The sequence below is a fragment of the Mucilaginibacter flavus genome, assembly GCF_030409315.1.
Taxonomy (GTDB): Bacteria; Bacteroidota; Bacteroidia; order Sphingobacteriales; family Sphingobacteriaceae; genus Mucilaginibacter; species Mucilaginibacter flavus.
In genome coordinates, this window is the sequence record NZ_JAUFPS010000032.1 from 119,292 (window position 1) to 142,670 (window position 23,379).

General features: G+C 42.6%; 20 protein-coding genes. 12 read left to right on the top strand and 8 right to left on the bottom strand.

The features are described 5' to 3' along the window. Window positions 1-36: 36 nt before the first annotated feature. Window positions 37-282 carry a hypothetical protein gene (locus tag QWZ17_RS15085; RefSeq protein WP_290306085.1) on the top strand — a complete coding sequence of 82 codons (246 nt, stop codon included), beginning with the start codon at window positions 37-39 and terminating at the stop codon, window positions 280-282. A gap of 234 nt (window positions 283-516) precedes the next feature. Here QWZ17_RS15085 and QWZ17_RS15090 read toward each other — a convergent pair whose 3' ends face one another. Then, on the bottom strand, window positions 517-2,328 hold the full coding sequence (locus QWZ17_RS15090; protein WP_290306086.1) for a DUF885 domain-containing protein: 1,812 nt from the start codon (window positions 2,326-2,328) through the stop codon (window positions 517-519). Window positions 2,329-2,389: 61 nt separating this feature from the next. On the opposite strand from QWZ17_RS15090, the gene QWZ17_RS15095 reads away from it, so the two are divergent. Further along, on the top strand, window positions 2,390-2,860 hold the full coding sequence (locus QWZ17_RS15095; RefSeq protein WP_290306088.1) for a DinB family protein: 471 nt from the start codon (window positions 2,390-2,392) through the stop codon (window positions 2,858-2,860). Between the two features lie 180 nt (window positions 2,861-3,040). Here QWZ17_RS15095 and QWZ17_RS15100 read toward each other — a convergent pair whose 3' ends face one another. Further along, window positions 3,041-4,348 (bottom strand): serine aminopeptidase domain-containing protein, encoded by a 1,308-nt coding sequence (locus QWZ17_RS15100; RefSeq protein WP_290306090.1) that lies wholly within the window; start codon window positions 4,346-4,348, stop codon window positions 3,041-3,043. A gap of 274 nt (window positions 4,349-4,622) precedes the next feature. On the opposite strand from QWZ17_RS15100, the gene QWZ17_RS15105 reads away from it, so the two are divergent. Continuing rightward, window positions 4,623-7,073 carry a TonB-dependent receptor gene (locus QWZ17_RS15105; protein ID WP_290306091.1) on the top strand — a complete coding sequence of 817 codons (2,451 nt, stop codon included), beginning with the start codon at window positions 4,623-4,625 and terminating at the stop codon, window positions 7,071-7,073. 2 nt (window positions 7,074-7,075) lie between these two features. On the opposite strand, the gene QWZ17_RS15110 is transcribed toward QWZ17_RS15105, so the two are convergent. From QWZ17_RS15110 to QWZ17_RS15130, 5 genes are all read right to left on the bottom strand, one after another. Beyond that, window positions 7,076-7,291 (bottom strand): KTSC domain-containing protein, encoded by a 216-nt coding sequence (locus QWZ17_RS15110; protein WP_290306093.1) that lies wholly within the window; start codon window positions 7,289-7,291, stop codon window positions 7,076-7,078. Between the two features lie 58 nt (window positions 7,292-7,349). Beyond that, entirely contained in the window at window positions 7,350-7,733 is a 384-nt protein-coding gene (locus QWZ17_RS15115; protein WP_290306095.1) for a DUF1634 domain-containing protein, read from the bottom strand. Window positions 7,734-7,743: 10 nt separating this feature from the next. Then, on the bottom strand, window positions 7,744-9,306 hold the full coding sequence (locus tag QWZ17_RS15120; RefSeq protein WP_290306096.1) for a glycoside hydrolase family 10-like protein: 1,563 nt from the start codon (window positions 9,304-9,306) through the stop codon (window positions 7,744-7,746). A gap of 83 nt (window positions 9,307-9,389) precedes the next feature. Next, on the bottom strand, window positions 9,390-10,226 hold the full coding sequence (locus tag QWZ17_RS15125; protein WP_290306097.1) for a sulfite exporter TauE/SafE family protein: 837 nt from the start codon (window positions 10,224-10,226) through the stop codon (window positions 9,390-9,392). A 304-nt stretch (window positions 10,227-10,530) separates the two neighbouring features. Further along, window positions 10,531-10,926 (bottom strand): rhodanese-like domain-containing protein, encoded by a 396-nt coding sequence (locus tag QWZ17_RS15130; RefSeq protein WP_290306098.1) that lies wholly within the window; start codon window positions 10,924-10,926, stop codon window positions 10,531-10,533. Between the two features lie 53 nt (window positions 10,927-10,979). Between QWZ17_RS15130 and QWZ17_RS15135 the strand changes: the two genes are divergently transcribed. From QWZ17_RS15135 to QWZ17_RS15175, 9 genes are all read left to right on the top strand, one after another. Next, window positions 10,980-11,939, top strand: coding sequence for a LysR family transcriptional regulator (locus tag QWZ17_RS15135; protein ID WP_290306099.1), 960 nt, complete (start codon window positions 10,980-10,982; stop codon window positions 11,937-11,939). Next, complete coding sequence (locus QWZ17_RS15140; RefSeq protein ID WP_290306100.1) at window positions 11,929-12,393, top strand: GNAT family N-acetyltransferase; 465 nt, start codon at window positions 11,929-11,931, stop codon at window positions 12,391-12,393. The genes QWZ17_RS15135 and QWZ17_RS15140 overlap by 11 nt, the downstream gene beginning before the upstream one ends. Window positions 12,394-12,853: 460 nt before the next feature. Continuing rightward, window positions 12,854-14,227, top strand: coding sequence for a M16 family metallopeptidase (locus QWZ17_RS15145; protein WP_290306101.1), 1,374 nt, complete (start codon window positions 12,854-12,856; stop codon window positions 14,225-14,227). Between the two features lie 9 nt (window positions 14,228-14,236). Further along, window positions 14,237-15,547 (top strand): M16 family metallopeptidase, encoded by a 1,311-nt coding sequence (locus QWZ17_RS15150; protein WP_290306102.1) that lies wholly within the window; start codon window positions 14,237-14,239, stop codon window positions 15,545-15,547. Between the two features lie 46 nt (window positions 15,548-15,593). Continuing rightward, window positions 15,594-15,968 carry a four helix bundle protein gene (locus QWZ17_RS15155; RefSeq protein WP_290306103.1) on the top strand — a complete coding sequence of 125 codons (375 nt, stop codon included), beginning with the start codon at window positions 15,594-15,596 and terminating at the stop codon, window positions 15,966-15,968. A gap of 135 nt (window positions 15,969-16,103) precedes the next feature. Then, a complete protein-coding gene (locus tag QWZ17_RS15160; protein WP_290306104.1) occupies window positions 16,104-17,948 on the top strand; it encodes a UbiD family decarboxylase in 1,845 nt (614 codons plus the stop codon). A gap of 264 nt (window positions 17,949-18,212) precedes the next feature. Further along, entirely contained in the window at window positions 18,213-18,914 is a 702-nt protein-coding gene (locus QWZ17_RS15165; protein ID WP_290306105.1) for a hypothetical protein, read from the top strand. An 87-nt stretch (window positions 18,915-19,001) separates the two neighbouring features. Then, the gene (locus QWZ17_RS15170) at window positions 19,002-20,381 is read left to right on the top strand and encodes a M16 family metallopeptidase (RefSeq protein ID WP_290306106.1); all 1,380 of its coding nucleotides are present in this window, start codon (window positions 19,002-19,004) and stop codon (window positions 20,379-20,381) included. A 16-nt stretch (window positions 20,382-20,397) separates the two neighbouring features. Then, window positions 20,398-21,735, top strand: coding sequence for a M16 family metallopeptidase (locus QWZ17_RS15175; RefSeq protein WP_290306107.1), 1,338 nt, complete (start codon window positions 20,398-20,400; stop codon window positions 21,733-21,735). Window positions 21,736-21,997: 262 nt separating this feature from the next. Here QWZ17_RS15175 and QWZ17_RS15180 read toward each other — a convergent pair whose 3' ends face one another. After that, complete coding sequence (locus QWZ17_RS15180) at window positions 21,998-23,086, bottom strand: AI-2E family transporter (RefSeq protein ID WP_290306108.1); 1,089 nt, start codon at window positions 23,084-23,086, stop codon at window positions 21,998-22,000. Between the last annotated feature and the right edge of the window lie 293 nt (window positions 23,087-23,379).

Below are 23,379 nucleotides of genomic sequence, written 5' to 3' on the forward strand. Positions count from 1 at the left end.
AAATTCAGTCAATTTAATAACCGAAAGGAGGGTTTTATGTTACAGCAAATAGCATTTATACCACAGCATCAGTTTCACGTGTTGATCAATTTTAAAAATGATGAGCGCGTTGTAGCTGTTTTACCCAATGAAGCAGGAAGGTTCCGCGTGGTTGACCAGGGTAAAGTTATTGCAGAAGTTAATTTTGATAAAAACAGCAGTGTTACCTGCTGCCAGGGCAAGCTTGCACCCAGTGTAAAGGCCCAATTGGAGCGTCAGATCAAAAGTTATTACAAATCTTAAAAGCAAGTTAAGTTATAAAAGGATATTGATAGTTCATGGCTAATGGCGCATGGTTTCATAGTCCATGGTGTTCTGTTGGTCATGGGCTATCTTTTTGTGAGGTTAAATTCTTTTCTAACGGACTTATACAGCTTTAACTATTTTAAAGCTTCTCAGGGGTTTGTTTAAAGTGATTTTACAAAACTATTTGAGGTACATAAGAAGCGTCAGTCCTGTATGACTCATTTTTATTTTTTAGTCTTTCTTAGTTGGCGGTTTTGCCAACATGGCTTCTTTAATGAATTTAACCGGGGCGCTGCCGTAACTTAAAAACTTCTCGTTAAATTCTTTAAGCCTGTATTTATCAACCTGTTTTTCTTTGTAGGCATCGCGCAGATCCATAATCTCTTTGTAGCCGGTGTAGTAGCTGGTTAATTGAACGCTGCTTACACTAACTCTTTTCCATTTGCCATCGGCTTCGGCCTGTTGCTGGAAAGCTTCGGTAGTGAGCATTTTTATAGCCTGATCCTTAGTCATGCTGCCGCTATGTACACTGTAATCCAAAATAGCATTACAAACAGATCGTAAGTTCCACTTATACCACATCAGCAGCATTTCGGGTTCGTTGTTACCGTAGCCGGCATCCAGCATCATCTGCTCGGTATAAACAGCCCAACCTTCCTGCATCGCGCCATTGGCAAATACAGCTTTGATAATACTTGGCGCTTTGTTAGCATAAACACCCTGTACATAATGACCGGGAACGGCCTCATGGATGCTCAAAATCTGTATAATGTATTGATTGTACTCTCTTAAATAACTCTCGGCTTTTTCTTTGGGCCAGCCTGATAGACTGCCTACGTTATAGTAAGAGTTACCGTCCTTATCATAAGGGCCGGGGCCACTCATGGATGCACCCGCTACACCCGCCATGTAACCCGGTTCTTTACGAATGATTAATGGTTTAGTAGGATCAAGCGTTAAAAGATCTTTAGTTTTTACAAAGTTGTTGAGCTTTGGAATCAACTGCACAATAGCCGACTGGAACTCATCAGGCTTTACGTGGTTTGATGATAGGGTATCTATCATCTGGCTTATCATCTGCAAAGAATCGGCAGGAGCGGCTTTGGTGCCAAAATATTTTGACCACAGCTGCCTGCTAATTTTAGCCATTTGCTGATGTACGTATTTTTTACGCTGTACCGCCGCGTTGTAAACCTGCTGCGCGGTACTGGCCGATACTACTTCATATTTAAACTTATCTTCGTATAAATCGCGACCTAATCTGAAGCTGCGTGGGTGATCGTTCTTTAAATTTTTTAGCCAATCGGCGTAATCTTTAATCGCTTTAACCGTTAACGCGGCCCTATCGGTCATTAATTTTTGTTCGGCTTTGGGGATGCTTGTTTTCTTTAACGAATCGGCAAAATCTTTTTCAATTACATCTACACCACCCAGGTTTTGTTCAATAGCCAGGCTGGTGAGTTCGGCAACCGGATTTTTGATCTGCTTTTCGGCATCCTTATAATAGGCTGGTACGTTAACCATGCGTTCGTAAAAGCTGTGCAGGCGTTTGGCCAATGGCTCATAGTGTTCATTTAAAATATAAGCGAAGGTGCCTATCACATTATATGATGATGGGTCCCACTCGTATGATCTTAGCTGCTTAATTTGCCATTGGGCGTAATCAAGCTGGTTTTGCATCATTTTATAATCAATGCGGTTGTTTTCGTTTAAGGTATTGGCATCAAACCTATTCAACGAATCTAACTGCACTTTGGCAAAATCAAGCATTTTGCTGCGGCTTTGATCATTAGGGATAGATAGCAAACTATCATATTTATGATACCCTACAGATGTTGCCCAATCGGGATTTAGCTTCCATAAGCCATCTAAAAACGAGTTTTCATAAGTGGTAAAAGCCGCGTCGTCTTTACCAAAATTGGGGTAACGGGCCACGCTATCTTTTTTACAACCAATTAAAGCTATAATGAACAGGATATTAGCTAAGGTTATTTTGAAGTATATATTTTTTACCACGGTATAATCGGATTTTAAATGCCGCATAAACTTAAAACATTTAAGTTGAATAAATCAAACCCTAAGCTAATTTGTTACTTTAGATACCATGACAAACGAACATAAAATACTAACCGACGAGGTAGTGCATTTGCTGCAAGGTGGCAACGCGCATGCCCATATAGATAAAGCTTTAGCCGGGCTACCTAAAAACCTGCGCGGCGCCAGGCCCGATAAGCTACCTTACAGCATTTGGCAGCTGGTTGAGCACATCAGGATTGCTCAATGGGATATGCTGGAGTTTAGCAAAGATGGAAACCACGAATCGCCCCAATGGCCGGATGATTACTGGCCAAAAGAAACTGAACCCGGGAGCGATGAAGCCTGGGAAAAATCGGTTGAGCAGATAAATAAAGACCTGGATGAGTTTGTGGGCCTGGTAAAAACCGGCGACTTGTACAGTAAAATTCCGCACGGGGATGGGCAAACCCTGCTCCGCGAAGCTTTGCAGGCCGCAGATCATATGGCTTACCACGTGGCCGAGATCATCGTGATCAGGAGGTTGATAGGGGCGTGGTGAAGCCCCCTACCCCCCAAAGTGGGAACAAGAAATTGTAATTAGAAATAATATCGAATAATGAATTTAGAATGTCCAATACCGAAGTGTTTTACTTCATTATTCGATATTGGACATTCGGTGTTCGATATTAAAATCAACATTAAATCCTTAACTTAAAGAAATTGGGTGGGGCTTGTGCTTTTACCTCACATGCTTTACAAACGTAATCAACGCCTTTACAAACTCGGGTTTTAGCGGCAGGTTTGGATCACTGTCTGTAGCCAGGTTTTTATCTTTATCTGCGGGAGCCTCCTTCAAAATATGGTTCATTTCGGGGATAATCTCCAGCGTAGCATCAGATTTTGCTTTCTTTAGTTTTTCGGCATCGGTAACTTTTACTTGCAAATCGGTAGTACCGTGTACAATTAGTATTGGGATTTTTATTTGCCTGATGACCCTGGTAGGGTTATACCTAAACCACGACATCAGGTATTTTTGAATGCCCGGTCTTGCTATAAAATAAAGCGATGGGTCAATATTATCGGTGGTTTTCCCTTTTTTCAAGCTATCCAGCATTCTTTTGAATCCTTCAGAAATATGGGTAGGTTGCGATTTCATTTGCTCGGTAAGGATATTATCGGCTGAATCACCAGCGCCCTCGGCCGAAATAAAACCTTTAACCGGTTGATCTATCGAAGACAGGATGCCAACTAAAGAGCCTTCGCCGTGGCCGAAGATAATGATGCGTGAAAAGCGTTGATCGTCGGTCAAAAAATTAATGAGGTTAACCGCGTCTTCCACATAATCTTCAAACCTTAATTGCGTTTCGGTGGTCGAGCTTACACTTTGGCCAACAAGGCGTTTATCATAACGCAGGGAGGCAATGCCGTTTTTGCCAAGTTCGTTGGCTATCATTTTATAGGTATTGCCATTCAGGCCATGTTTAGCGCTATTACCGTCCCTGTCTACCGGGCCCGAATCGGCAATAATAATCACTACGGGAACTTTGCCGGTTGCATTTTTAGGCATGGCTAACGTGCCCGAGATAGAGCCCGCCAGGTTTTTTACCGTTACAGGTGTTTCTGCGATTGAAGCATCCATTGCAAAAGTAGCTTCGGCAGGAGTGGAGGGCGCTGCGGCAGTAGCCTCATATGGTTTTAAAAGTAAACCGGTATATTCATTTTTTGCATTTAAACCAATATTTAATAAAAACACCGCGTTTTTAAACGTGGCTTTATATTGGGCCACCGTGCCCTCAAGCTTAACAAATTCGGTTGATGACAAATCGCCCAATTGGGTTTTTAATTGCGTAGTAGTGCTTTTAAACTGATCGGCAGGCAGGGCCGTTTTCATTTCGGGGCTAAATTGGGCAGATATGCTATCGGGTTTGTTAGTGTTATAAAAACGAATAAACCTGTTTAACGCTACTTTGTAATTAGCGGGCTCTGTTTGTGCAAAAACCCGCGTTGCCAAACATATAATCAATACTAAAAAACTAATTTTCTTCATTCTATGGTATCCAAAAAGGTAATGCCTGTTTGATGCGAAATTAATAAAAAACAGATGTGTTTCATTTTAATTGATTTACAATATATTTTGCTTCAAAAGCAACGTCGGTTAAAACCACCACCTCAATGCATGAGTAATTGGTGTGGTATCATAATTTTATTATTAATATATCGTAAAAAATAAATTATAAGTATATTATTAGTTTAATATTTTGTGTTAAATTGCGTTACATTTTAAGAATTAAGAATATAGAAAATTTCTACATCAGCTATTAATGAAGGTTTTATTCGGAAGCATTTTTTGTGCACTCCTAATTGGCGTGTGTTGTATTTCTTTTGCTCAAACGAAACCTTCGGCTATACAGGGTAAAGTTTTGATGGATAACAATGGCCCCGCAGACGCGGCTACTATTGTATTGATGCAAGCTGCCGACTCGGCCATCATCAAATCGGCCCTTGCCGACAAAAACGGAGGCTACCTGTTTACCAACTTAAGGGCGGGCAGTTATTTGCTTTTAGTTACCCAAATTGGCAGTGGCAAAATTTACGCCGGGCCTTATAGCTTAACCGCCGGAGAAACCTTCGCGGTTCCCAATATTACCTTAAAACAAGTTAGTACCCAGTTAAAAGATGTTACCGTTGTAGCACGTAAGCCATATATACAGGTAAAACCGGGTAAAGTAATACTAAATGTGCAAAACAGTATCCTGGCCGATGGCAATTCGGCGTATGAAGTGCTGCGTCAATCGCCGGGAGTACACGTGGGAGGTGATAGGGAAACACTGGTTATTACCGGCAGGCAACCCGCGCTCATCACTATAGATGGCAAAGCAACCAACCTTACCGGCGATGACTTGAACGCCATGCTGCGCAGCATGCAAAGCAGTACCATAGATCAGATTGAAATTATCAGCAGCGGATCGGCAAAGTATGATGCATCGGGTGGCGGTATTATTAACATTGTGCTAAAGAAAGGCAAAAATATTGGTACCAACGGTACATTTACTGCCGGCGCGGGCATGGGCAAATACGCTAAAGGGCGTGCGGGTATCATTTTTAATAACCGCACAAATAAGCTTAATATTTTTGGTAACTATACTTATGACGATAATAAAACCTATCGCAATATTGTAAATAACCGGGCCATAAAATATAACGATACCTTAAGTAATTACGATGTTGGCTATAATAATATTCAAAAAACTCAAAATCATAATTTTAAGGTAGGGCTTGATTATGCTTTGTCGCCCAAACAAACCATTGGTTTTTTGGTAAGTGGCATTATTAGGGCTGATGATATTGTAAAGGATAATACGCTAAACATTACCAATCAAAACAAACTCGATTCGATTATTGTGGCCCGGTCTGTACTTAACAGAAAAAGCAGCTTTTTAAATTATAACCTTAATTATAATGCTACGCTTGATAAAAGCGGTAAAACCATAGCGGCTGATTTAAATTATTCTACCTATAACCGCCACTCTGACGAGTATATTACCAATAACTTTTTTACGCCCGATGGCAGCAACTACCGGGGCGCACAACAGTTAGAAAATCTATCGCCATCTGATATTCATGTATGGACATCTAAAATAGATTATGTTAATCCGCTTGGCAAGGATTCGCGCTTTGACGCAGGTTTTAAATACAACCATGCCCAAAGCGATAACAACCTGATATTTGGCCCCAAAGAAAACAATGTATACCGGATTGACCCTAATTTTAGCAACCGCTTTTTATACAAGGAGGTAGTAACATCGGGTTATATCAATTACTATAAAAAAACCGGTAAATGGGATATTACAGCTGGTTTAAGAGGGGAAAATACCAAATCGACAGGTACCACGATATCAATGCAAGATGCCGGCGGCGATGCCAGTACCAAAAGCTATTTTAACCTTTTCCCGCAGGCGCAGTTGAGTTATACTTATACCGAAAAGAATTTGTTTACCTTAAGCTATAACAGGGGCATAAACCGCCCTACTTACCAGGATATTAACCCGTTTTTATACTATACCGATCCTTATGATTATCGTTCGGGCAATAAAGATCTGAAACCCGAGTATACTAACGCATTGCAGTTATCGCATACCTATAATGAAACTTATATAACAACGGTTTACTATAACCAAACCAATAACGCGTACGATTTCCCTATTTACCGGCAAAATGATACCACCAAGGTTAACATTACCGAGCGTAAAAACTTTGGGCGTATTTATATTATAGGGATTTCATTTTATGTGCCGGTACAGATTACCAAATGGTGGTCGGCAAATTTCAATTTAGATGTGGCTCATTTGCGGTATAAGGCATACCCGGTTAATGGTAATTACGATAAAGCTTCGCAATACATTACTTTTAACAGTACCCAAAACTTTGCCATTAGCAGCACAGTTTCTGCCGAAGTTTCTGGCCAATACGAATCGCCAACAGTTTATGGAGTTAGTCAGTTAAAGCAAACTTATTGGGCTAACGCGGGCATCAGCAAGCAAATACTCAATAAACGGGGTAGTATTAAATTGAGCGTTAACGATATTTTTAATACCCAGCGTGATCGTTACAGCGCTCTTTATCAAAATATAAATTTGTATGGGGTTGATAAAAAAGAAACCCGGGTTTTCAGGCTTGGCTTTAATTATCGTTTTGGGAAATCAAGCGTGAAATCGGCAGCTAAACACGATACCGGTAGTGCAGACGAACAGCGCCGTACCAACGGTAATTAGGCTTATTTTATCTGTAGTTCGGGGTATTTGCCTTTGATACGTGTTGTAAAGAAATTCCCTAAAGATTCGGCGCTCATAAACTTTTTGAATGACGAGCGGGAGAAGCCAAAATACTGCCATACACTACCGCTTTCGCTAAATTCAAGTTCAAGAATTTTGTTAGGTGCATCATAGCCGGCGCTATGTAATGCTGATGAGGTTACAGCTTGCCTTTGCATAATATTATGGTTTCATAATATTATAATGTAAAATATTGTAAAAAGGTTTTAAATAGGTTTATCCGGCATGCCCGCTAAGCATGCTGGCCATAATAATAAACAATACCAATATAGTGATGCCCAGGTACAGGTAGTCTTTCTCCAATACAAAGCCTATGGCCGAAAACACCACCCGGATGATAGGTGTAGCTATCAGCAATATAATGCCCGCTTGTATAATGGCCCGGCCACGCCCTGTAAAAATACCGTTGATGATGCCGCCCGCGCTGTGCACAAAATCGGGTACGCCTTTGAAAGTGCTGTAATCAACATGGCTTTGGCCATGCCTGTACAGGTAAAGCGCCCCTCCAATAAATACCACGCTCATGGATATTAAAACCCCGGCACGTAGTATCCAGCCTATTACGGCCTGCATATCGGTATCTTTAAATTTATTGTTCATTGCGTTTGGTTCATTGGTTCACTTGTTCATTGGGCTTGTCTGTTACAGATGCCTTTATAAGTACGGAATTTGAGCGGTCGCTTTCATTTTTTAGCCTGTCAATAGCGGTAACAACGTAAATATAAGATTTGCCGTTTTGCGCGGTTTTATCTTCGTATTCGATAGCATCATCATACCTGATGCTTAAAATATTTTTTGGGTCATCTGTATTGATCCTGGTATTTTCGTCAAACCGGTAAATCAGATAGCCGTAAACAGCCTCGCTATCTTTAGCCATTGCTGGCTGCTGCCATTTTAGGTTGATACCGGTAGGGCCGGTACTGGCGGTTAAATTTACCGGCGGCATGGGCGCAACAGAATCCAGCCAAAGCATTACCGGCGGCAGGGCAGGGTAGTGGTAATAGTTATTTTTTAATGAATCTGTAAAGCCGAGCGGGTTAGCAGTGAGCGATTTGGAACTGAAATACACGCTGCCCTGTATCCTGGCGTTGTTGCGCAGGTATTTAATTTCGTTGGGTAACTCGGCAGGTTGCCTAAAGGCGGGCAGCTTGTTTTCAATAATACGGTAAGGGGCCTGGCCTATGTATATGTGCCGGTTATTAACCTGGTTGGCCCACCAATCAATCATTATATTAAAAGCTACCAGCTTGTCATTTAACGGACGGTAAAGTTGCGGGTTAATATAATCAACCCAACCCTCCTGCACCCATTTACGCGAATCGGCGTAGAGTTCGTAATAAGAATCGCCGCCATGGGTGTCAGAGCCTTCAGGATTTTGGTATTTATTTGCCCAGATAGAAAAGGGGCTCATCCCATATTTTAAACGAGGGTTATGGGCATGGATGCTATCGCCCAGGGCTTTAACCAAGCGGTTAACATTATCCCGTCGCCAGTCTTTAATGTCACTAAAACCCGCGCCGTATTTGGCATAAGTAAGCTGATCACTCAATTGCTGCCCCGCTACGTGGTATGGATAAAAATAATCGTCCATGTGTACGCCGTCGATATCATAATTATCAACTACATCTAAAACTACCCGGATGATATATTCCTGCACTTCGGGCAAACCGGGATTGAATAGTTTTTGACCGCCGTATTCAAAAAACCATTCAGGGTGAATATTGGTAATATGGTGCGGACTCAAACTGGCGTAATCATTATCCTTGGTAGCACGATAAGGGTTAAACCAGGCATGCAATTCCATACCGCGTTTATGGGCTTCCTGTATGGCAAACTCCAGGGGATCATACATCGGATCGGGAGCCAAGCCCTGTTTGCCCGTAAGCCATTTTGACCACGGCTCGCGGCTTTTGGCATAAAAGGCATCTGCCGCCGGGCGAATTTGCAGCATGATGGCATTGATGCCTGCCGCGTGATGAGCATCCAATAAATCAATTAATTCTTTTTTTTGCTGATCGGTGCTTTCGCCGGGCTTGGTAGGCCAGTCGATATTTTCTACAGATGCCACCCACACGCCCCTAAACTCCCGCTTTGGCGATTTTGATTGCTGCGCGAAGGAAGCGTTTATCGCCCCAACCAAAACAACAACTAAAACCAAATATATTTTACTCATTTCCTATTGTTTTATAGCAAGTTATCCATCATAAAAGACCAATGAACAACTGAACTAATGAACCAATGAACAATACCGAACAATTATATCTTCCCCGTAAATCCGTTATAGATCATCTGCGAAGCTAAAAACGTAACCACCACAGCAAATACCCACCGTAACCAACCCGACGAACTGGTATGTACCAATATTTTCGAGCCGCTTAAAGCGCCTAATAAAACACCAATAGCCACCGGCATGGAAAGCCCCGGATCGATATAGCCACGTTGCAGGTAAACCACTGCGCTTGCGGCAGCGGTAACGCCTATCATAAAATTACTGGTGGTGGTTGATACTTTAAAAGGGATGCGCATAATGGTATCCATAGCCAGAACCTTTAAAGCGCCCGAACCTATGCCCAGCAACCCCGATATAGTACCGGCAAACATCATCATAAAAAAGCCGCCAACTACATTTTTTACCTTGTATGCAACCGAGCCATTATTGGTAGGAAAAGTACTGTTAAGTTTCAGCTTTTCTGCAAGGGCGCTGTGCTCCTGGTTAATGATCTCGGCTTTCTTTTTTAACGACATGATAGCCGATAAAATAAGGATCACCCCAAATAAAACAGCGATATAATGCGTAGGAATATAAACCGCAATGAGCGCGCCAACCATAGCACCGGCGGTAGTGGCTATCTCCAGAAACATTCCCAGCCTGATGTTGGTAATACCCTCTTTAACATAAGCCGCCGCCGAACCCGACGAAGTAGCGATAACCGATACCAGCGATGCCCCGATTGCATAATGGATATCTACCTTTAATAATAAAGTAAGTAAGGGAATTATAACTACCCCGCCACCTAAACCGGTTAGCGAGCCTAATAAGCCGGCAAAATAGGAGCCTACAAGTATAATAAGCGTAAGTACAAGTACCGACATAGTTTGCAGCGATATTGAACTGCGAAAGTAACAATAACTTTTTTAGGAGCCGGTAACAAAATGGTGAGGAGGGTATGTTGTAAAAAGCGAGGGACGACTCACCCCGACGAGGCTGCGCCCGTCTGCCCCTCTCTCCGACTGCGTCGCATAGAGGGGCTTAGAAAGGTTTTTTACCCTCTTTGCGGCTTGCCGGAGAGAGGGCAGGTCCAGCGAAGCGTAGACCGGGTGAGTCGTCGCCTGCATACAGAGTCTATTGCAAATTATACGGTTTATAAGTTTAAGTGTTGCGTTTCGATGTTTCCCATCAACAAGCGCACTGAATTTGCAACCCCGCCGTTTGATGCGTCCCCTCGGTTTCATAGCCGTCAAATTTCCACCATTCAATGCCGCCTATCAACTCGCGCACGTTAAAACCTAATTTGGCCATGTTTAACGCGCCTTTGGTGGAAGCGTTGCAACCGATGCCATCGCAATAAGTTACGTAAATGGCGTTCCGGTCAAAGCCGGCGGTTGTTTGCTCATTCATGTCCCGGTGATTGAGGTTGATGGCACCGGGAATGTGTTCTTTAATAAAAGCGAAGTCTTTACGGGCATCTATGGCTATGATGTTCTCTTTGGCTTCTAATGCCGAGAATAAATCGGAGGGGTCCATTTCAAATGCTAATTTGTTTTGATAGTGATTAATTGCTGCTGTGTTCATATTTGTTGTTTTATGTTGATGCCAAATGTAGAGCGTGCAGCGGTTGATTTTGTATGAGAAACACAGCATATGCTTATGCGAAAAGTTCATCATGGCGTTTATGCTCCGTTGTGTATATTTACCTGATGGAGACAAGGCACCTGCGCTTAATAAAAACTATTGCTGATGAAAAAGGGATTACCCGGTCGTTAGATAAGCTGTTTTTAACCCAGTCGGCAGTGAGCCACCAGTTGCGGGATATTGAGGAACGTTTGGGCGCCAAAATATTTTATCGCACCAAAAACCAATGGGAACTGACCGCCGAGGGGCGCATACTTTATGAAACCGCCGAAAAGGTATTGACCGAAATTGACAATGCCACTCAACGCATCAATAGCATGCGGGAAGGCCATGCAGGCACTATTCGACTAAGTACAGAGTGTTTGACCACCTATCACTGGCTGCCAGGTTTTATGGTACGCATGAAAATTTTATACCCCAGCCTGGAGGTAAAAATTATGATGGAGGGCACCCATAATCCCTTACAAAAACTACTTGACAACGAGCTTGACCTTGGCATAACCACCGACCCATGGGATGATAAAAGCATTAAATATGTGGAGTTATTTAAAGACGAGGTAGTAGCCGTGTTGCCGGCCAGTCATCATTTGGCAGCCAAAAAATTTATCACCGAAGAGGATTTTAAAGATGAAACGCTCATCATTCATTCTTATCCTATGGAAACGGTTACGGTTCATCAACATTTTTTGCGGCATAAAAAGGTATCGCCCCAAAACATTATTGCCATGCCAATAACCGAAGGTGCCATGGCTATGGTAAAGGCGGGTATGGGCATCATGACCTTACCTAAATGGGTGTTAAAGGCGTTTGTTTCCTCGCCCGAGCTGGCCATTGTACAGATTGGTCCTAAAGGACTTATTCGCGCCAATTATGCCGCCATCCGGCATGAAGACGCCGGCAAAAAGTATTTGCAGGATTTTATTCAAAACTTAAAAGAAGAGCTTGAAAAATAACATCGATCATACTATCCGCCCGGTGCAGCCTGCCGATCTGGATGAACTTTTAATTATGATGCAGGAGCACGCCGATTTTGAAAAGGCAGCTTTTGGTCCCGAGGGTAAAAAGGAGAAACTGCACATCGCTTTGTTTGAGCAGCCCCAAAGGCTCAATTGCTGGGTAGTGGAAATTAACCGGCAATTGGTAGGCTTTGCATCCTACACCTTTGATTTCAGTACCTGGGATGCTGCCGAATTTATGTATATGGATTGCCTGTTTCTACGGGAACAAACCCGGGGCAGGGGCATAGGTAGCGAAATTATCAGTCGTCTTGCTGTAATTGCGGGCCAACGTAATTGCATCAACATTCAATGGCAAACGCCAACGTTTAATACACCGGCTATTAGCTTTTATATCAAAAATGAAGCGTTAGCTGCCGATAAGGCGAGGTTTACATTGAAGGTTGGTTGATGGGTTGGTTGTCAGAGGAAGCAATTTTTGAAATTAAAATGGTATCAGAAGTCCCGACTTTAATGAATAACAGGTAGCACCTATGGTGCATTAAAATCTTTTATGTTTTTTTCTACAAACAGGTAGCCGCTATGCGGCAAGCATATTTGAAGCGTGGTATCGGCGGTTTTACATAGGTAATCCAGCCGCAATTAATAGTCGATTTTTTACAATACATCTTTTCTGCCGCATAGCGGCTACCTGTTTGTAGAAATAAAATAACCCCACCCACGAGATGCCGCATAGCGGCTACCTATCTACAGCTTGTATACATCTTCTGTTGGGAGATGTTTTTTTAAGAGCGATTTTCCTTTGCTGTTTGTCCTCCATTTCCTCATCTCCAACTATTTTAATATATAACACCCATAATACATTTAGCCTAAATTAGTTTTACTATTTTAAGCCCACTAAACTTACGTACATGAATAAGAGATTATGCCTGTTTATATTTTTCAGCGCTTTACTACCTACGCTCCTGCTGGGGCAAACCAAATTACCCGCTAATATATTTTTACACAAACTGCCCAACGGCCTTGATGTGTTGGTGGTTGAAGATAACAGTGTGCCGTTGGCCACCATCATGATCACCTGTAAAAATGGCTCCTATACCGAAACACCTAAGTTTAACGGACTTAGTCACTTGTATGAGCACATGTTTTTTAAGGCCAATAAAGATTATAAAAACCAGGAAGATTTTTTGGATAGGGTGAGCGAGCTGGGGATGCAATTCAACGGATCTACCACGTATGAAAACGTTAACTACTACTTTACGCTGCCTAAATTCAATTTGAACGCAGGGTTGGATTTTATGAACTCGGCTATCCGTTTCCCTTCTTTTGATAGCAAGGAAATGGCTAAAGAAAATGTAGTTGTTGATGGCGAATTTCAGCAACAGGAATCAAGCCCGACCTTTGCGTTAAGCAATGCTATGGATCATCATATGTGGGGCGATTTGTACAGTCGCAAAAATGCCATTGGCGATCATGATGTGATCCGCAATGCCACACCTGATTTAATGGATTCCATTAAAAACAAGTACTATTATCCTAACAACGCGTTGCTAACTGTTGCCGGCGATGTGCAGCACGAGGATGTGTTTAAAAAAGTAGAAGCCATTTATGGCAGCTGGAAACCATCGGGTTTTGATCCGTTTAAAAAATGGCCGATTCCGGAGTTTAAGCCGCTTGTTAAGAATGACTATTTTGTAGTAGAAAGTGCATTGAGCAATGTGCCTTTTATTATGATTGATTGGCAAGGCCCCGATACCCGCAACGATATTCCATCAACTTATGCTGCGGATGTATTTAGCTATATCCTTAACCAAAACTCATCAACCCTAAAAAAAGCGCTGGTACAATCGGGCCTGGCACTGGATGTAAATATTAGCTATCTAACCTTAAGTCATGTTGGGCCAATAACACTGTTTGTGGTGCCAAATCCCAACAAGATCAAAGAATGTATGGCCGAGGTAAAACACCAGTTAGAAATTATGGACCGCGACGATTATGTTACTGATGAGCAAATTGCCACATCAAAACGAAAACTGGGTATCCTGAAGACGCAGGAAGAGGAGGTAGCATCCGATTTTGTACAGGTATTATCTTTCTGGTGGTCATCAGCATCGTTAGATTATTTTACCGGCTACAACGCTAAGCTTAATAAAATGACCCGTGCCGATTTGCAAAGCTATGTGCGTAAATACATCAAAAACAAGCCTTACTGCGCGGGCATGCTTATCAACCCCGATTTGGCTACCCAGGTAAACGCCAAAAGCTTTTTTACTGCCTCAAACTAATTATCACCCATGAAAAAGATTTTAACCACTATACTTTTAACCTGTGCAAGCCTTACTGTTACACTGGCCCAAACAGAAACTACTTCTTTTGATGTTGACGGCATTAAAGTAATTTTTAAACCTACGCTTAAGGAGATCATTAACGTGCGTATGTATTACCGTGGCGGTGTAAATAATTACCCGGTAAGCCAGGCTGGTATTGAAACCTTCGCTTTGGAAGCCACCAACGAGTGCGGTACCAAAAAATACAACGGCAACATGTACCGCGATCTATCCGACAAGTACGGCGTAAACGTAGGCTCCGAAGCAGAATATGATTATGGCAACATCCAGATGGAATGTGTATCTAAATACTTTAGCCAGGGTTGGGACCTTTTTGCCGAGGCTATTGTAAATCCTGTTTTTGATGCCGGCGAGGTTGAACTTTTACGCAGTAAAATAGTTGCCAAAATAAAGGAAGAACAATCAAACCCCGATAAGCGGGTGGAGCAGCTATTGCTGCAAAGCGCGTTTGAAGGCACCCCATACGCTACCGATCCTAACGGCACAGAAGAGATCATGAGTAAACTTACTGCCGCCGAACTTAAAACCTACTACTATTCCCTGCTAAATAAAAACAGGATGTTTATTGTGGTTGCCGGTAAGATCACTAAGGAAGAATTGATAGCCAAGATCAAGGCATCCTTTGCCGGTCTGCCATCAAAGCCTTATACCCCGGTAACCTTACAGGAACCTATCTGGAACGACTATAAAGTGGTTAAGGAAGACCGCAGTCTGCAAACCAATTACATCAATGCCATTATGAACGCGCCTGCCTATAATAGCCCCGATTATATTCCTTACCGGGTTGGTATTTCGGCATTGGGAGGTTCGTTGTTTAGTGAGATCCGTACCAGGTTAAACCTTTCTTATGATCCGGGTACATTTTCTGTAATGCAGCAAATGCCATATGGTGTTATGTATGTGAGTACCACTAACCCTAAAGAGGCAGTGTTGGCCATGAACAGGGAAGTAAAAAAGGTATTGGGTTATGGCTTAAGTCCAGAAGGCTTGCAGCATATTAAAGCCAGTTTCATAACCAATAACTACATCAAACAACAAAGTACGGCATCCATAACCGGCAGCCTGGGCCTATCCGAAGTTTTAGGCGGCTGGCAAATTGCCGAAGATTTCCCCAAAGAAATTGAAAAAGTAACCACCGAACAAATTAACCAGGCACTATACAAATACGTGGTAGGCCTAAGATGGAGCTACCTTGGCGATCCGCAGAAAGCGGCAGAAACCGAGGAGGCGTTTAAGAAGGTTATACGTAATGATTAATCGGTCATTGGTCAATAGTCATTGGTCATTAGTATAATTTGGTAAGATGGGTAATCGTTTAGAGGATTTGGAAATTTATAGTTTATCGCAAGAGTTTGGCGAGAAAATATGGGCCATTGTTATTAAATGGGATTATTTTGCGAAGGATACCATTGGTAAACAGATAGTGAGGTCGGCCGATTCAATAGGCGCAAATATTGCTGAAGGATTTGGACGATTTCACTATAAGGAAAACAAAAATTTCTGCTATTTCAGCAGGGGATCTATTTTAGAAACTAAGGCTTGGCTCACAAAAGCAAAAATTCGGAATCTTATCGACGAAGATCAACACGACTCTTTGATGAATCAACTCGAAACCATTCACCTAAAGCTCAATGCCTATATAAAGTTCATCGGCAAAAAAATAGCCACCAATGATTAATGACTCACTTAAGACTCATCGACAAAACGAGCCACCAATGACTGATGACCAATGACTAATAATCCGAGTAAGTTCATCGGTAAAAAAATAGCCACCAATGACTAATGACCAATGACTAATGACTAATTTCGCCCCATGGGTTATAAAAGTTTACAGGCTTGTATTGCCGACCTGGAGAAACATGGTCATTTGGTGCGGATTAAGGAAGAGGTTGATCCATACCTGCAGATGGCGGCCATTCACCTGCGGGTATTTGAAAACCAGGGACCGGCCATTTTATTTGAAAATATAAAAGGCAGTAAGTTTCCGGCGGTGTCGAATTTGTTTGGTACGCTGGAGCGATCTAAATTTATTTTCAGAGATACGCTGGATAAGATCAAAACCCTGGTGGAACTTAAGAATGATCCGCTAAAAGCTATCAAATCTCCTTTTAAATATACCAATATCGCGTTAACTGCCCTATCGGCTTTGCCCATGAAAGGCGGTAGCAACGCGCCGGTAAACTTTGGTAAATGCAAGATCAGCGATATTCCACAAATTGTGAACTGGCCAATGGATGGTGGTCCGTTTGTAACCATGCCACAGGTATATACCGAAGATGCCGATAAACCGGGCATCATGAATGCCAACCTGGGCATGTACCGTATTCAACTGGCAGGTAACGATTATATTTTAAACGAGGAAATTGGTTTACATTACCAATTGCACCGCGGCATCGGCGTACATCAAACCAAAGCAAATGCTAAGGGCCAACCTTTAAAGGTGAGCATATTTGTGGGTGGTCCGCCAAGTCACCCGGTGGCCGCGGTAATGCCATTGCCCGAGGGTTTATCTGAAATGACGTTCGCGGGTGCTTTGGGTAATCGCCGTTTCCGGTATTTTTATGACGAGGAAGGTTTCTGTATTTCTTCGGATGCCGATTTTGTGATTACCGGTACAGTGATGCCGCATGAAAATAAACCCGAAGGCCCTTTTGGCGATCACCTGGGCTATTATAGTTTAACGCATCCTTTCCCGCTGATGAAAGTGCACAATGTGTATCACCGTAAGGACGCTATTTGGTCGTTTACGGTTGTGGGCCGACCGCCGCAGGAAGATACCAGTTTCGGGGCCTTGATTCATGAAATTAGCGGGGCTGCTATCCCGAAGGAAATTCCCGGACTGCATGCCGTTAACGCGGTGGACGCGGCAGGTGTACACCCTTTATTATTTGCCATCGGCAGCGAGCGTTACACGCCGTATATTAAGGAGCGTCGTCCACAAGAGATACTTACTATAGCTAATCATATTTTGGGCAAAAGCCAGTTAAGCTTAGCCAAATACCTGCTGATAGCCGCTAAGGAGGATGATCCATCTTTAGATGTAAACGATATTGAAGCCTTCCTGCTGCACATGCTGCAACGTGCAGACTTTACCCGCGATTTGCATTTTTATACCCGCACCACCATCGATACACTTGATTATAGCGGCGATGGCCTGAACACGGGCAGTAAGGTAGCCATCACCGTTGCCGGCGATGTTAAGCGGGAACTTTGGACAGAGTTACCATCGTGGTTTGATTTGCCAAAACCTATCAGCAATATTAAAATGGCTATGCCGGGTGTATTGATGATTGAAGTGCCCAAACACGTTAACCATAAAGATATCGATAACATCATCAGCATCATAGAATACCGCCTTAAGGAAGAAGAAGACGAACTGGACGGCCTTGCACTTATGGTACTGTGTGATGACGCCACCTTCGCGGCAGCCAACATCAATAATTTTGTATGGATAACCTTTACCCGCAGTAACCCATCGCACGATATTTACGGCATTGGCAGCTTCACCGAACATAAACACTGGGGCTGTACCGGTCCGCTTATTATTGACGCCCGAATTAAACCCCACCATGCGCCTGTGTTGGAACGTGTTCCCGAAGTTGAGGCTATGGTTGATAAAATGGGTGAACCGGGTGGAGCTTTGCATGGGATTATTTAGTTGTGTTGCGGGGATCGGGGTGCGAGGTTCGGGTGAGCACTTATCCTTTAGATGCTGAGTTTATGTAGAGACGCAATATTTTGCGTCTCCCGCGTGCAAATCCGCCAGTTGAATTGGCGCCAAGCAATCGCCTCAATATATTCACTCTGTACAGTGGGAGACGCAAAATATTGCGTCTCTACATGAAAAAGCATGCCTCAGTCAACTTAATCCAACCAAATCAACCACTCTCCCAATCAACCAAATCAACTATCTTTGCACGTTATGAAAAACACAACATATATACTGCTTTGTTTAATCGTACTTTCAGCATTCGGCTGTACTAAAAAAGAGGTTCCACATTATACCATATCTAAAGTAACCAAATCTGATACCGCGAGTAAAGTTTTGGTACATATCAATGGCAGGCTTACCAGGGATCAATTATTAGCTATCGCGGGTAAAATAAAATCAGATAGTTCGGCCTTGCCAAATCTGCAGCTTTGCTACCTCATACCTGGTCATAGCGATAAAAATACGGGGGCTAACAACTATTACGCTATCGCTAAATACCCGAGCGCCCAAATGGCTACCATGCAGGATACCTTGAAAGATGGTGACGGTAATATTGTACGTTTGAAGATCACCGGTGTATCGGCAGAAACCGCTAAAAAACTACTAAGTGTTCACCCTGCCGATTTGCTTGGCCAAACGCTTTACGGCTACTTTGTTGATGATAATAATCAAACTGTTATTATCCCTTTCCGTGACCCGACCGATCCGAAGAAAGAGCTGCATATTTTGGAATTGGATACCGCCGGCAAGGTAGTATCGGCAACTATACCTACCGTAGTTAATAAAGATGGCGAAGAACACTGGCTGGTGAGTGGCAGGGGCGATTACATTACCCTTAAAGATAGTGTGTTAAGTCAATACTCAATTGATGATCTGGGCTTGCCTTACAACAGCATTAAATCGGGTTTGTAAACTAATAATTAAGTTAAAAAGGTTAAAAGTTTTCGGTTTCATATTTTATACCGATATATTTATAGTGTTTATTAACATTATAAAAGTATGACCTCAAATTTTATCAAAACCTTAACACTTAGTGTTATCGGGGTATTTAGCGTTTGCCTCGCAGTGGCGCAACCCCGGCTGCCGGAAGGCTACTTCTGGAAAAAGCTTCCAAACGGTTTGGAAGTGGTTGTTATTGAAAACAGCAAGGTGCCGCTGGCTACCATTGAAATTGCTGTAAAAAACGGTGCCTACACCGAAGGACCGGAATACAGCGGACTAAGCCACCTTTTTGAACACATGTTTTTTAAGGCCAATAAGGATTACCCTAACCAGGAAGCATTTTTAAAACGCATACAGGAATTAGGGGCTATTTTTAACGGCACTACCGATGTTGAGCGTGTAAATTACTTTTTTACGTTTGACAGAGACAGCCTTAACGCCGGCTTAAAATTCATGAATGCCGCTATCCGTTTCCCTATTTACCGTGAGGAGGATATGAAGAAAGAGCGCCCGGTTGTGGATGGCGAGTTTCAGCGCGCCGAGAGTGATCCTGGTTTCCAGTTATGGTATGGTATTCAGCAAAAACTATGGGGCGATTTGATCACCCGTAAAAACGCGATAGGTATTCACGAAGTGATCAACACGGCCACGCCGGAGAAGATGATGATCATCAAAAACAAATACTATTTCCCTAACAACAGTTTGCTTACCATTTGCGGCGATGTAAAGCACGACGCGGCTTTTGCCATGGCCGAAAAAATATTTGGCGATTGGGAAAGCAGCGGCTTTAATCCGCACGAGAAATACCCTATCCCTCCGTTTAAGCCGTTAACTAAAAATGAATATTTCATAAAGGAAAGTACCATAGCGCAAACGCCTTACATGCAAATTTCATGGCAAGGTCCATCCTACCTAACAGATTCGGCCTCTACCGTTGCTGCCGATGTATTTACCACCATATTAAGCTTAAACTCCTCAAAATTACAGCAGGCTTTGGTTGATAAGGGCTTGGCAAGTGGCGTGTATCCGGGTTATACTACCAGCAAATATGTTGGCCCGATTGATATGACTGTTATTCCTAATCCCACCAAACTTAAGGAGTGCTACGATGAGGTGATGAACCAGATTAGCCAATGGGGCAAGGCAGATTATTATACCGACGAGCAGTTGAAAGATGCCAAGGCTATACTTTTGAGGAATAGCGTACATCGTAAAGAAAAGCCATCATCACTGGCCAGCCAGCTTAGCTACCAATGGTGCAGTACGTCGCTTAATTTTTATACCGATCTGGATAGCAATTATCAAAAAGTTAGTCGCGACGATATCAAAAAATTTGTAGATACCTATGTAACCGGCAAACCTTACGCGGCAGGTATTATTATTGCCCCTGATTTGAGTAAACAAACCAATGTAGCTTCATTTTTTGTAGCTAAGTAATTTTAAAAGACTTATCATGATGAAGAAATATGTATTCGCCCTGTTGATTGCAGCGGCGGTAGGAAATATAAAAACAGCACAGGCGCAAAAGGCGGCTTATGAAACTATGGTTGATGGCGTAAAAGTAATTGTGCAGCCCAGCGGTAACGATATTGTAGAAATACAAACCATTATTAAGGGTGGAGTGCAAAATTACAAAGCCGATAAAATGGGCATTGAATCGATGGCGATGAGCGCGCTTACCGAGTGCGGTACCGTTGCGCACGATAAAAACGCGTTTAAGGATATATTGGATAAAGTAAGCGCTACGGTTTACGGCTCTACAAACAAAAACTATTCGGTAGTACGGATGAATTGTATTAAAAGCGACTTTGACGTGGTTTGGCCGTTATATGCCGAAGCCATGACCCAACCCCGTTTTGATGCCAAAGAATTTACCCGTATTAAACAGGATGCGATCAATAATTTAAAAGCCGAAGACTCGCAGCCCGACGCAGCCATTGATAAACTGGCCAACAAAGTGGCCTTTGTTAACCGTGATTACGCCAAAGAGCCCGAAGGAACGGTAGATATTATTACTAAGCTAACGCCCGAAGAAACAAAGGCATTTTATACCAGCATTTTCACTAAATCGCGCCTGGTAATTGTGGTAGTTGCCGATTTGGATCAGTCGGTTATTGAAGCCAAAGTAAAAGCGTTGCTTGCCGGTGTTAAAAAAGGCAATCCATTTGAGTTTAAAAAATCATCATTCAAGGTATATAAAAACAGCATCAATGTTGAGCAGCGCGACCTGGCAACCAACTATGTAGAAGGTGTAACCAGCGGCCCAATTCCGGGTAATGAGGACTTTGACGCCTTTAACGTAGCGATGCGGATTTTTGCAAACCGCCACTTTTTAGATGTGCGTACCAACAATGGGTTATCATATGCGCCGCAAGCATGGTTTAGTGTTGGTCAAACTTCAACAGCCCGTTTTTCGGTGTCAACCACGCAGCCTGATAAGTACATTGCTGTATTTGACAAATTGGTTGACAAGGTAAAAACCGAAGGTTTTAAACCCGAGGAAGTAGCCAACATGAAGATCACTTACCTCACCGGTTTTTATTATAAAAACGAAACCAACAGCGCCCAGGCATCATCAATTGCATCAAACGAGGTGTTGTTTGATAACTGGAAACGCTCATTAACTTTGGTTGATGATGTTAAGAAATTAACTACCGAGCAGGTTAACAATGCCTTTAAAACCTATATCAACAACATTGTGTGGGTATACCAGGGCGATCCTAAAAAAGTAAATCAGGTGCTGTACATCAACGGAACTTTGAATAAAGGTGAAAACGGAGTGAACCACTAATTGATTTATTGGTTCACTGGTTCATTAGTTCATTGGTGAAGAGTTTAAGATACTAATTGGTTTATTAGTTCACTGGTTCATTGGTGAAAAGTTCAAAATAAAGTAACCAATAATAGTAGCGTCATTGCGAGGTACGAAGCAATCCCTAACTATACAGAGTCGCTCTGTAAACCGGGAGATTGCTTCGTTCCTCGCAATGACGCTTTTTTTATGATGTTAGATAGAATCCTGAATCACAGCTTCATCAGACAAAACCAATGAACTAATGAACGATTTTCTTTCTACGTCCCCAAATATCTCCTTTGTGATGAACGGGGATGGTATCGCCTAAAAGTTTGCCCCAGGGTTTGAGGCCGTCTATCCGGTCGAAGATAATTTTGAGTACCGCCACAAAGGGGATGGAAAGGAACATGCCCGATAGCCCCCAAAGCATGTTGCCTAATAGCACCACAATGATAGACATTAGCGCGTTGATCTGTACTTTGGATGATACAATGCGGGGTACCAGTACATTGTTATCAATAAACTGGATCACCATGTAAGCGATGATCACCCCTAATTGTGTGCCGTAACCATCTTTGGTTACCGTAGCCATCAACACCGGCAGGGCAATGGCGATAATGCCGCCCAGGTAAGGCACCAGGTTTAGTATGGCTCCTATTACGCCAATCAGTATTCCATATTTTACGCCTAATAATACCAACGCCACCGAGTTCATGGCTGCCACAATCATCATTTCAATAAGTAAGCCAATAATGTAACTCTGAATGGCTGTTTTGGTCTCTTTGAGTACTTCGGCAACGCGTTTGGTGTTCTCTTCAGAAAATACTTCGTAAAAAAAGTTAAGCAGCAGGGTTTTATAATAAAGTACCAGGAATACATACACCGGGATAATAAATACCAACCCTAGCACCCCAACTACCGATCCTAAAGTACTGCCCAGCAAAGCGTGGCTATTATCCATAGCTTCCTTAATAAGTTGGTTTTGCTTTTGAATGGTGTAACCAAAAGTTGTAGCTACCCATTGCTGTGTAGTTACGGATATAGCGCCCAGCTTTTTTTGCAGCATTGGTAATGAGTCGCCGAATTGGATGATTTGGGTTGATAGGAAATAAAATACACCGGCTATGGCAACAGATGCTAATAACAGGGTGAGGCTTATGGCCAATACTTTTGGGATTTTACGTTCCTCTAATTTATTGCAGAGCGGATTGAGTAAAATGGCGGCAAACAATGAATAAGCTATCGGCACAAATACATCCGCAAGTTGAAACATGATGTAAACCAATAAAATAAGCCCGAACATGATAACGGTGCTCTTGAGGTAAAAAGGGTATTCTTTTGCAGGCATAAAACAGTAATAAAGTATATCCAATCAAATGAATATACGGGTTAATTGTTTTATGCTGATGATTAATATGGCTTTAATATATCAGGAAATAACGGGGCGGTAAATTGGGGCATGTGCGAATCCCCTCTTGAGAGGGGCGGAGGGGTGTGTTTATGAAAGCGAAGAGAAACGCTGGCAAACACACCCCTGCAATCGCTCATTCCGGCGCGCCCCCTCTTGAGAGCAGGGCTGTTGCATTCTAATTTAATAGTTGTTTCAATTTGTTAATATCATTACAAACAAGCCTTTGTGCT

Excerpts from the sequence above, each read along its gene's own strand:
- QWZ17_RS15085 (WP_290306085.1), top strand. The coding sequence starts at position 37 with ATGTTACAGCAAATAGCATTTATACCACAGCATCAGTTTCACGTGTTG.
- QWZ17_RS15090 (WP_290306086.1), bottom strand. The coding sequence starts at position 2,328 with ATGCGGCATTTAAAATCCGATTATACCGTGGTAAAAAATATATACTTC.
- QWZ17_RS15095 (WP_290306088.1), top strand. The coding sequence starts at position 2,390 with ATGACAAACGAACATAAAATACTAACCGACGAGGTAGTGCATTTGCTG.
- QWZ17_RS15100 (WP_290306090.1), bottom strand. The coding sequence starts at position 4,348 with ATGAAGAAAATTAGTTTTTTAGTATTGATTATATGTTTGGCAACGCGG.
- QWZ17_RS15105 (WP_290306091.1), top strand. The coding sequence starts at position 4,623 with ATGAAGGTTTTATTCGGAAGCATTTTTTGTGCACTCCTAATTGGCGTG.
- QWZ17_RS15110 (WP_290306093.1), bottom strand. The coding sequence starts at position 7,291 with ATGCAAAGGCAAGCTGTAACCTCATCAGCATTACATAGCGCCGGCTAT.
- QWZ17_RS15115 (WP_290306095.1), bottom strand. The coding sequence starts at position 7,733 with ATGAACAATAAATTTAAAGATACCGATATGCAGGCCGTAATAGGCTGG.
- QWZ17_RS15120 (WP_290306096.1), bottom strand. The coding sequence starts at position 9,306 with ATGAGTAAAATATATTTGGTTTTAGTTGTTGTTTTGGTTGGGGCGATA.
- QWZ17_RS15125 (WP_290306097.1), bottom strand. The coding sequence starts at position 10,226 with ATGTCGGTACTTGTACTTACGCTTATTATACTTGTAGGCTCCTATTTT.
- QWZ17_RS15130 (WP_290306098.1), bottom strand. The coding sequence starts at position 10,926 with ATGAACACAGCAGCAATTAATCACTATCAAAACAAATTAGCATTTGAA.
- QWZ17_RS15135 (WP_290306099.1), top strand. The coding sequence starts at position 10,980 with ATGAGAAACACAGCATATGCTTATGCGAAAAGTTCATCATGGCGTTTA.
- QWZ17_RS15145 (WP_290306101.1), top strand. The coding sequence starts at position 12,854 with ATGAATAAGAGATTATGCCTGTTTATATTTTTCAGCGCTTTACTACCT.
- QWZ17_RS15150 (WP_290306102.1), top strand. The coding sequence starts at position 14,237 with ATGAAAAAGATTTTAACCACTATACTTTTAACCTGTGCAAGCCTTACT.
- QWZ17_RS15155 (WP_290306103.1), top strand. The coding sequence starts at position 15,594 with ATGGGTAATCGTTTAGAGGATTTGGAAATTTATAGTTTATCGCAAGAG.
- QWZ17_RS15160 (WP_290306104.1), top strand. The coding sequence starts at position 16,104 with ATGGGTTATAAAAGTTTACAGGCTTGTATTGCCGACCTGGAGAAACAT.
- QWZ17_RS15165 (WP_290306105.1), top strand. The coding sequence starts at position 18,213 with ATGAAAAACACAACATATATACTGCTTTGTTTAATCGTACTTTCAGCA.
- QWZ17_RS15170 (WP_290306106.1), top strand. The coding sequence starts at position 19,002 with ATGACCTCAAATTTTATCAAAACCTTAACACTTAGTGTTATCGGGGTA.
- QWZ17_RS15175 (WP_290306107.1), top strand. The coding sequence starts at position 20,398 with ATGATGAAGAAATATGTATTCGCCCTGTTGATTGCAGCGGCGGTAGGA.
- QWZ17_RS15180 (WP_290306108.1), bottom strand. The coding sequence starts at position 23,086 with ATGCCTGCAAAAGAATACCCTTTTTACCTCAAGAGCACCGTTATCATG.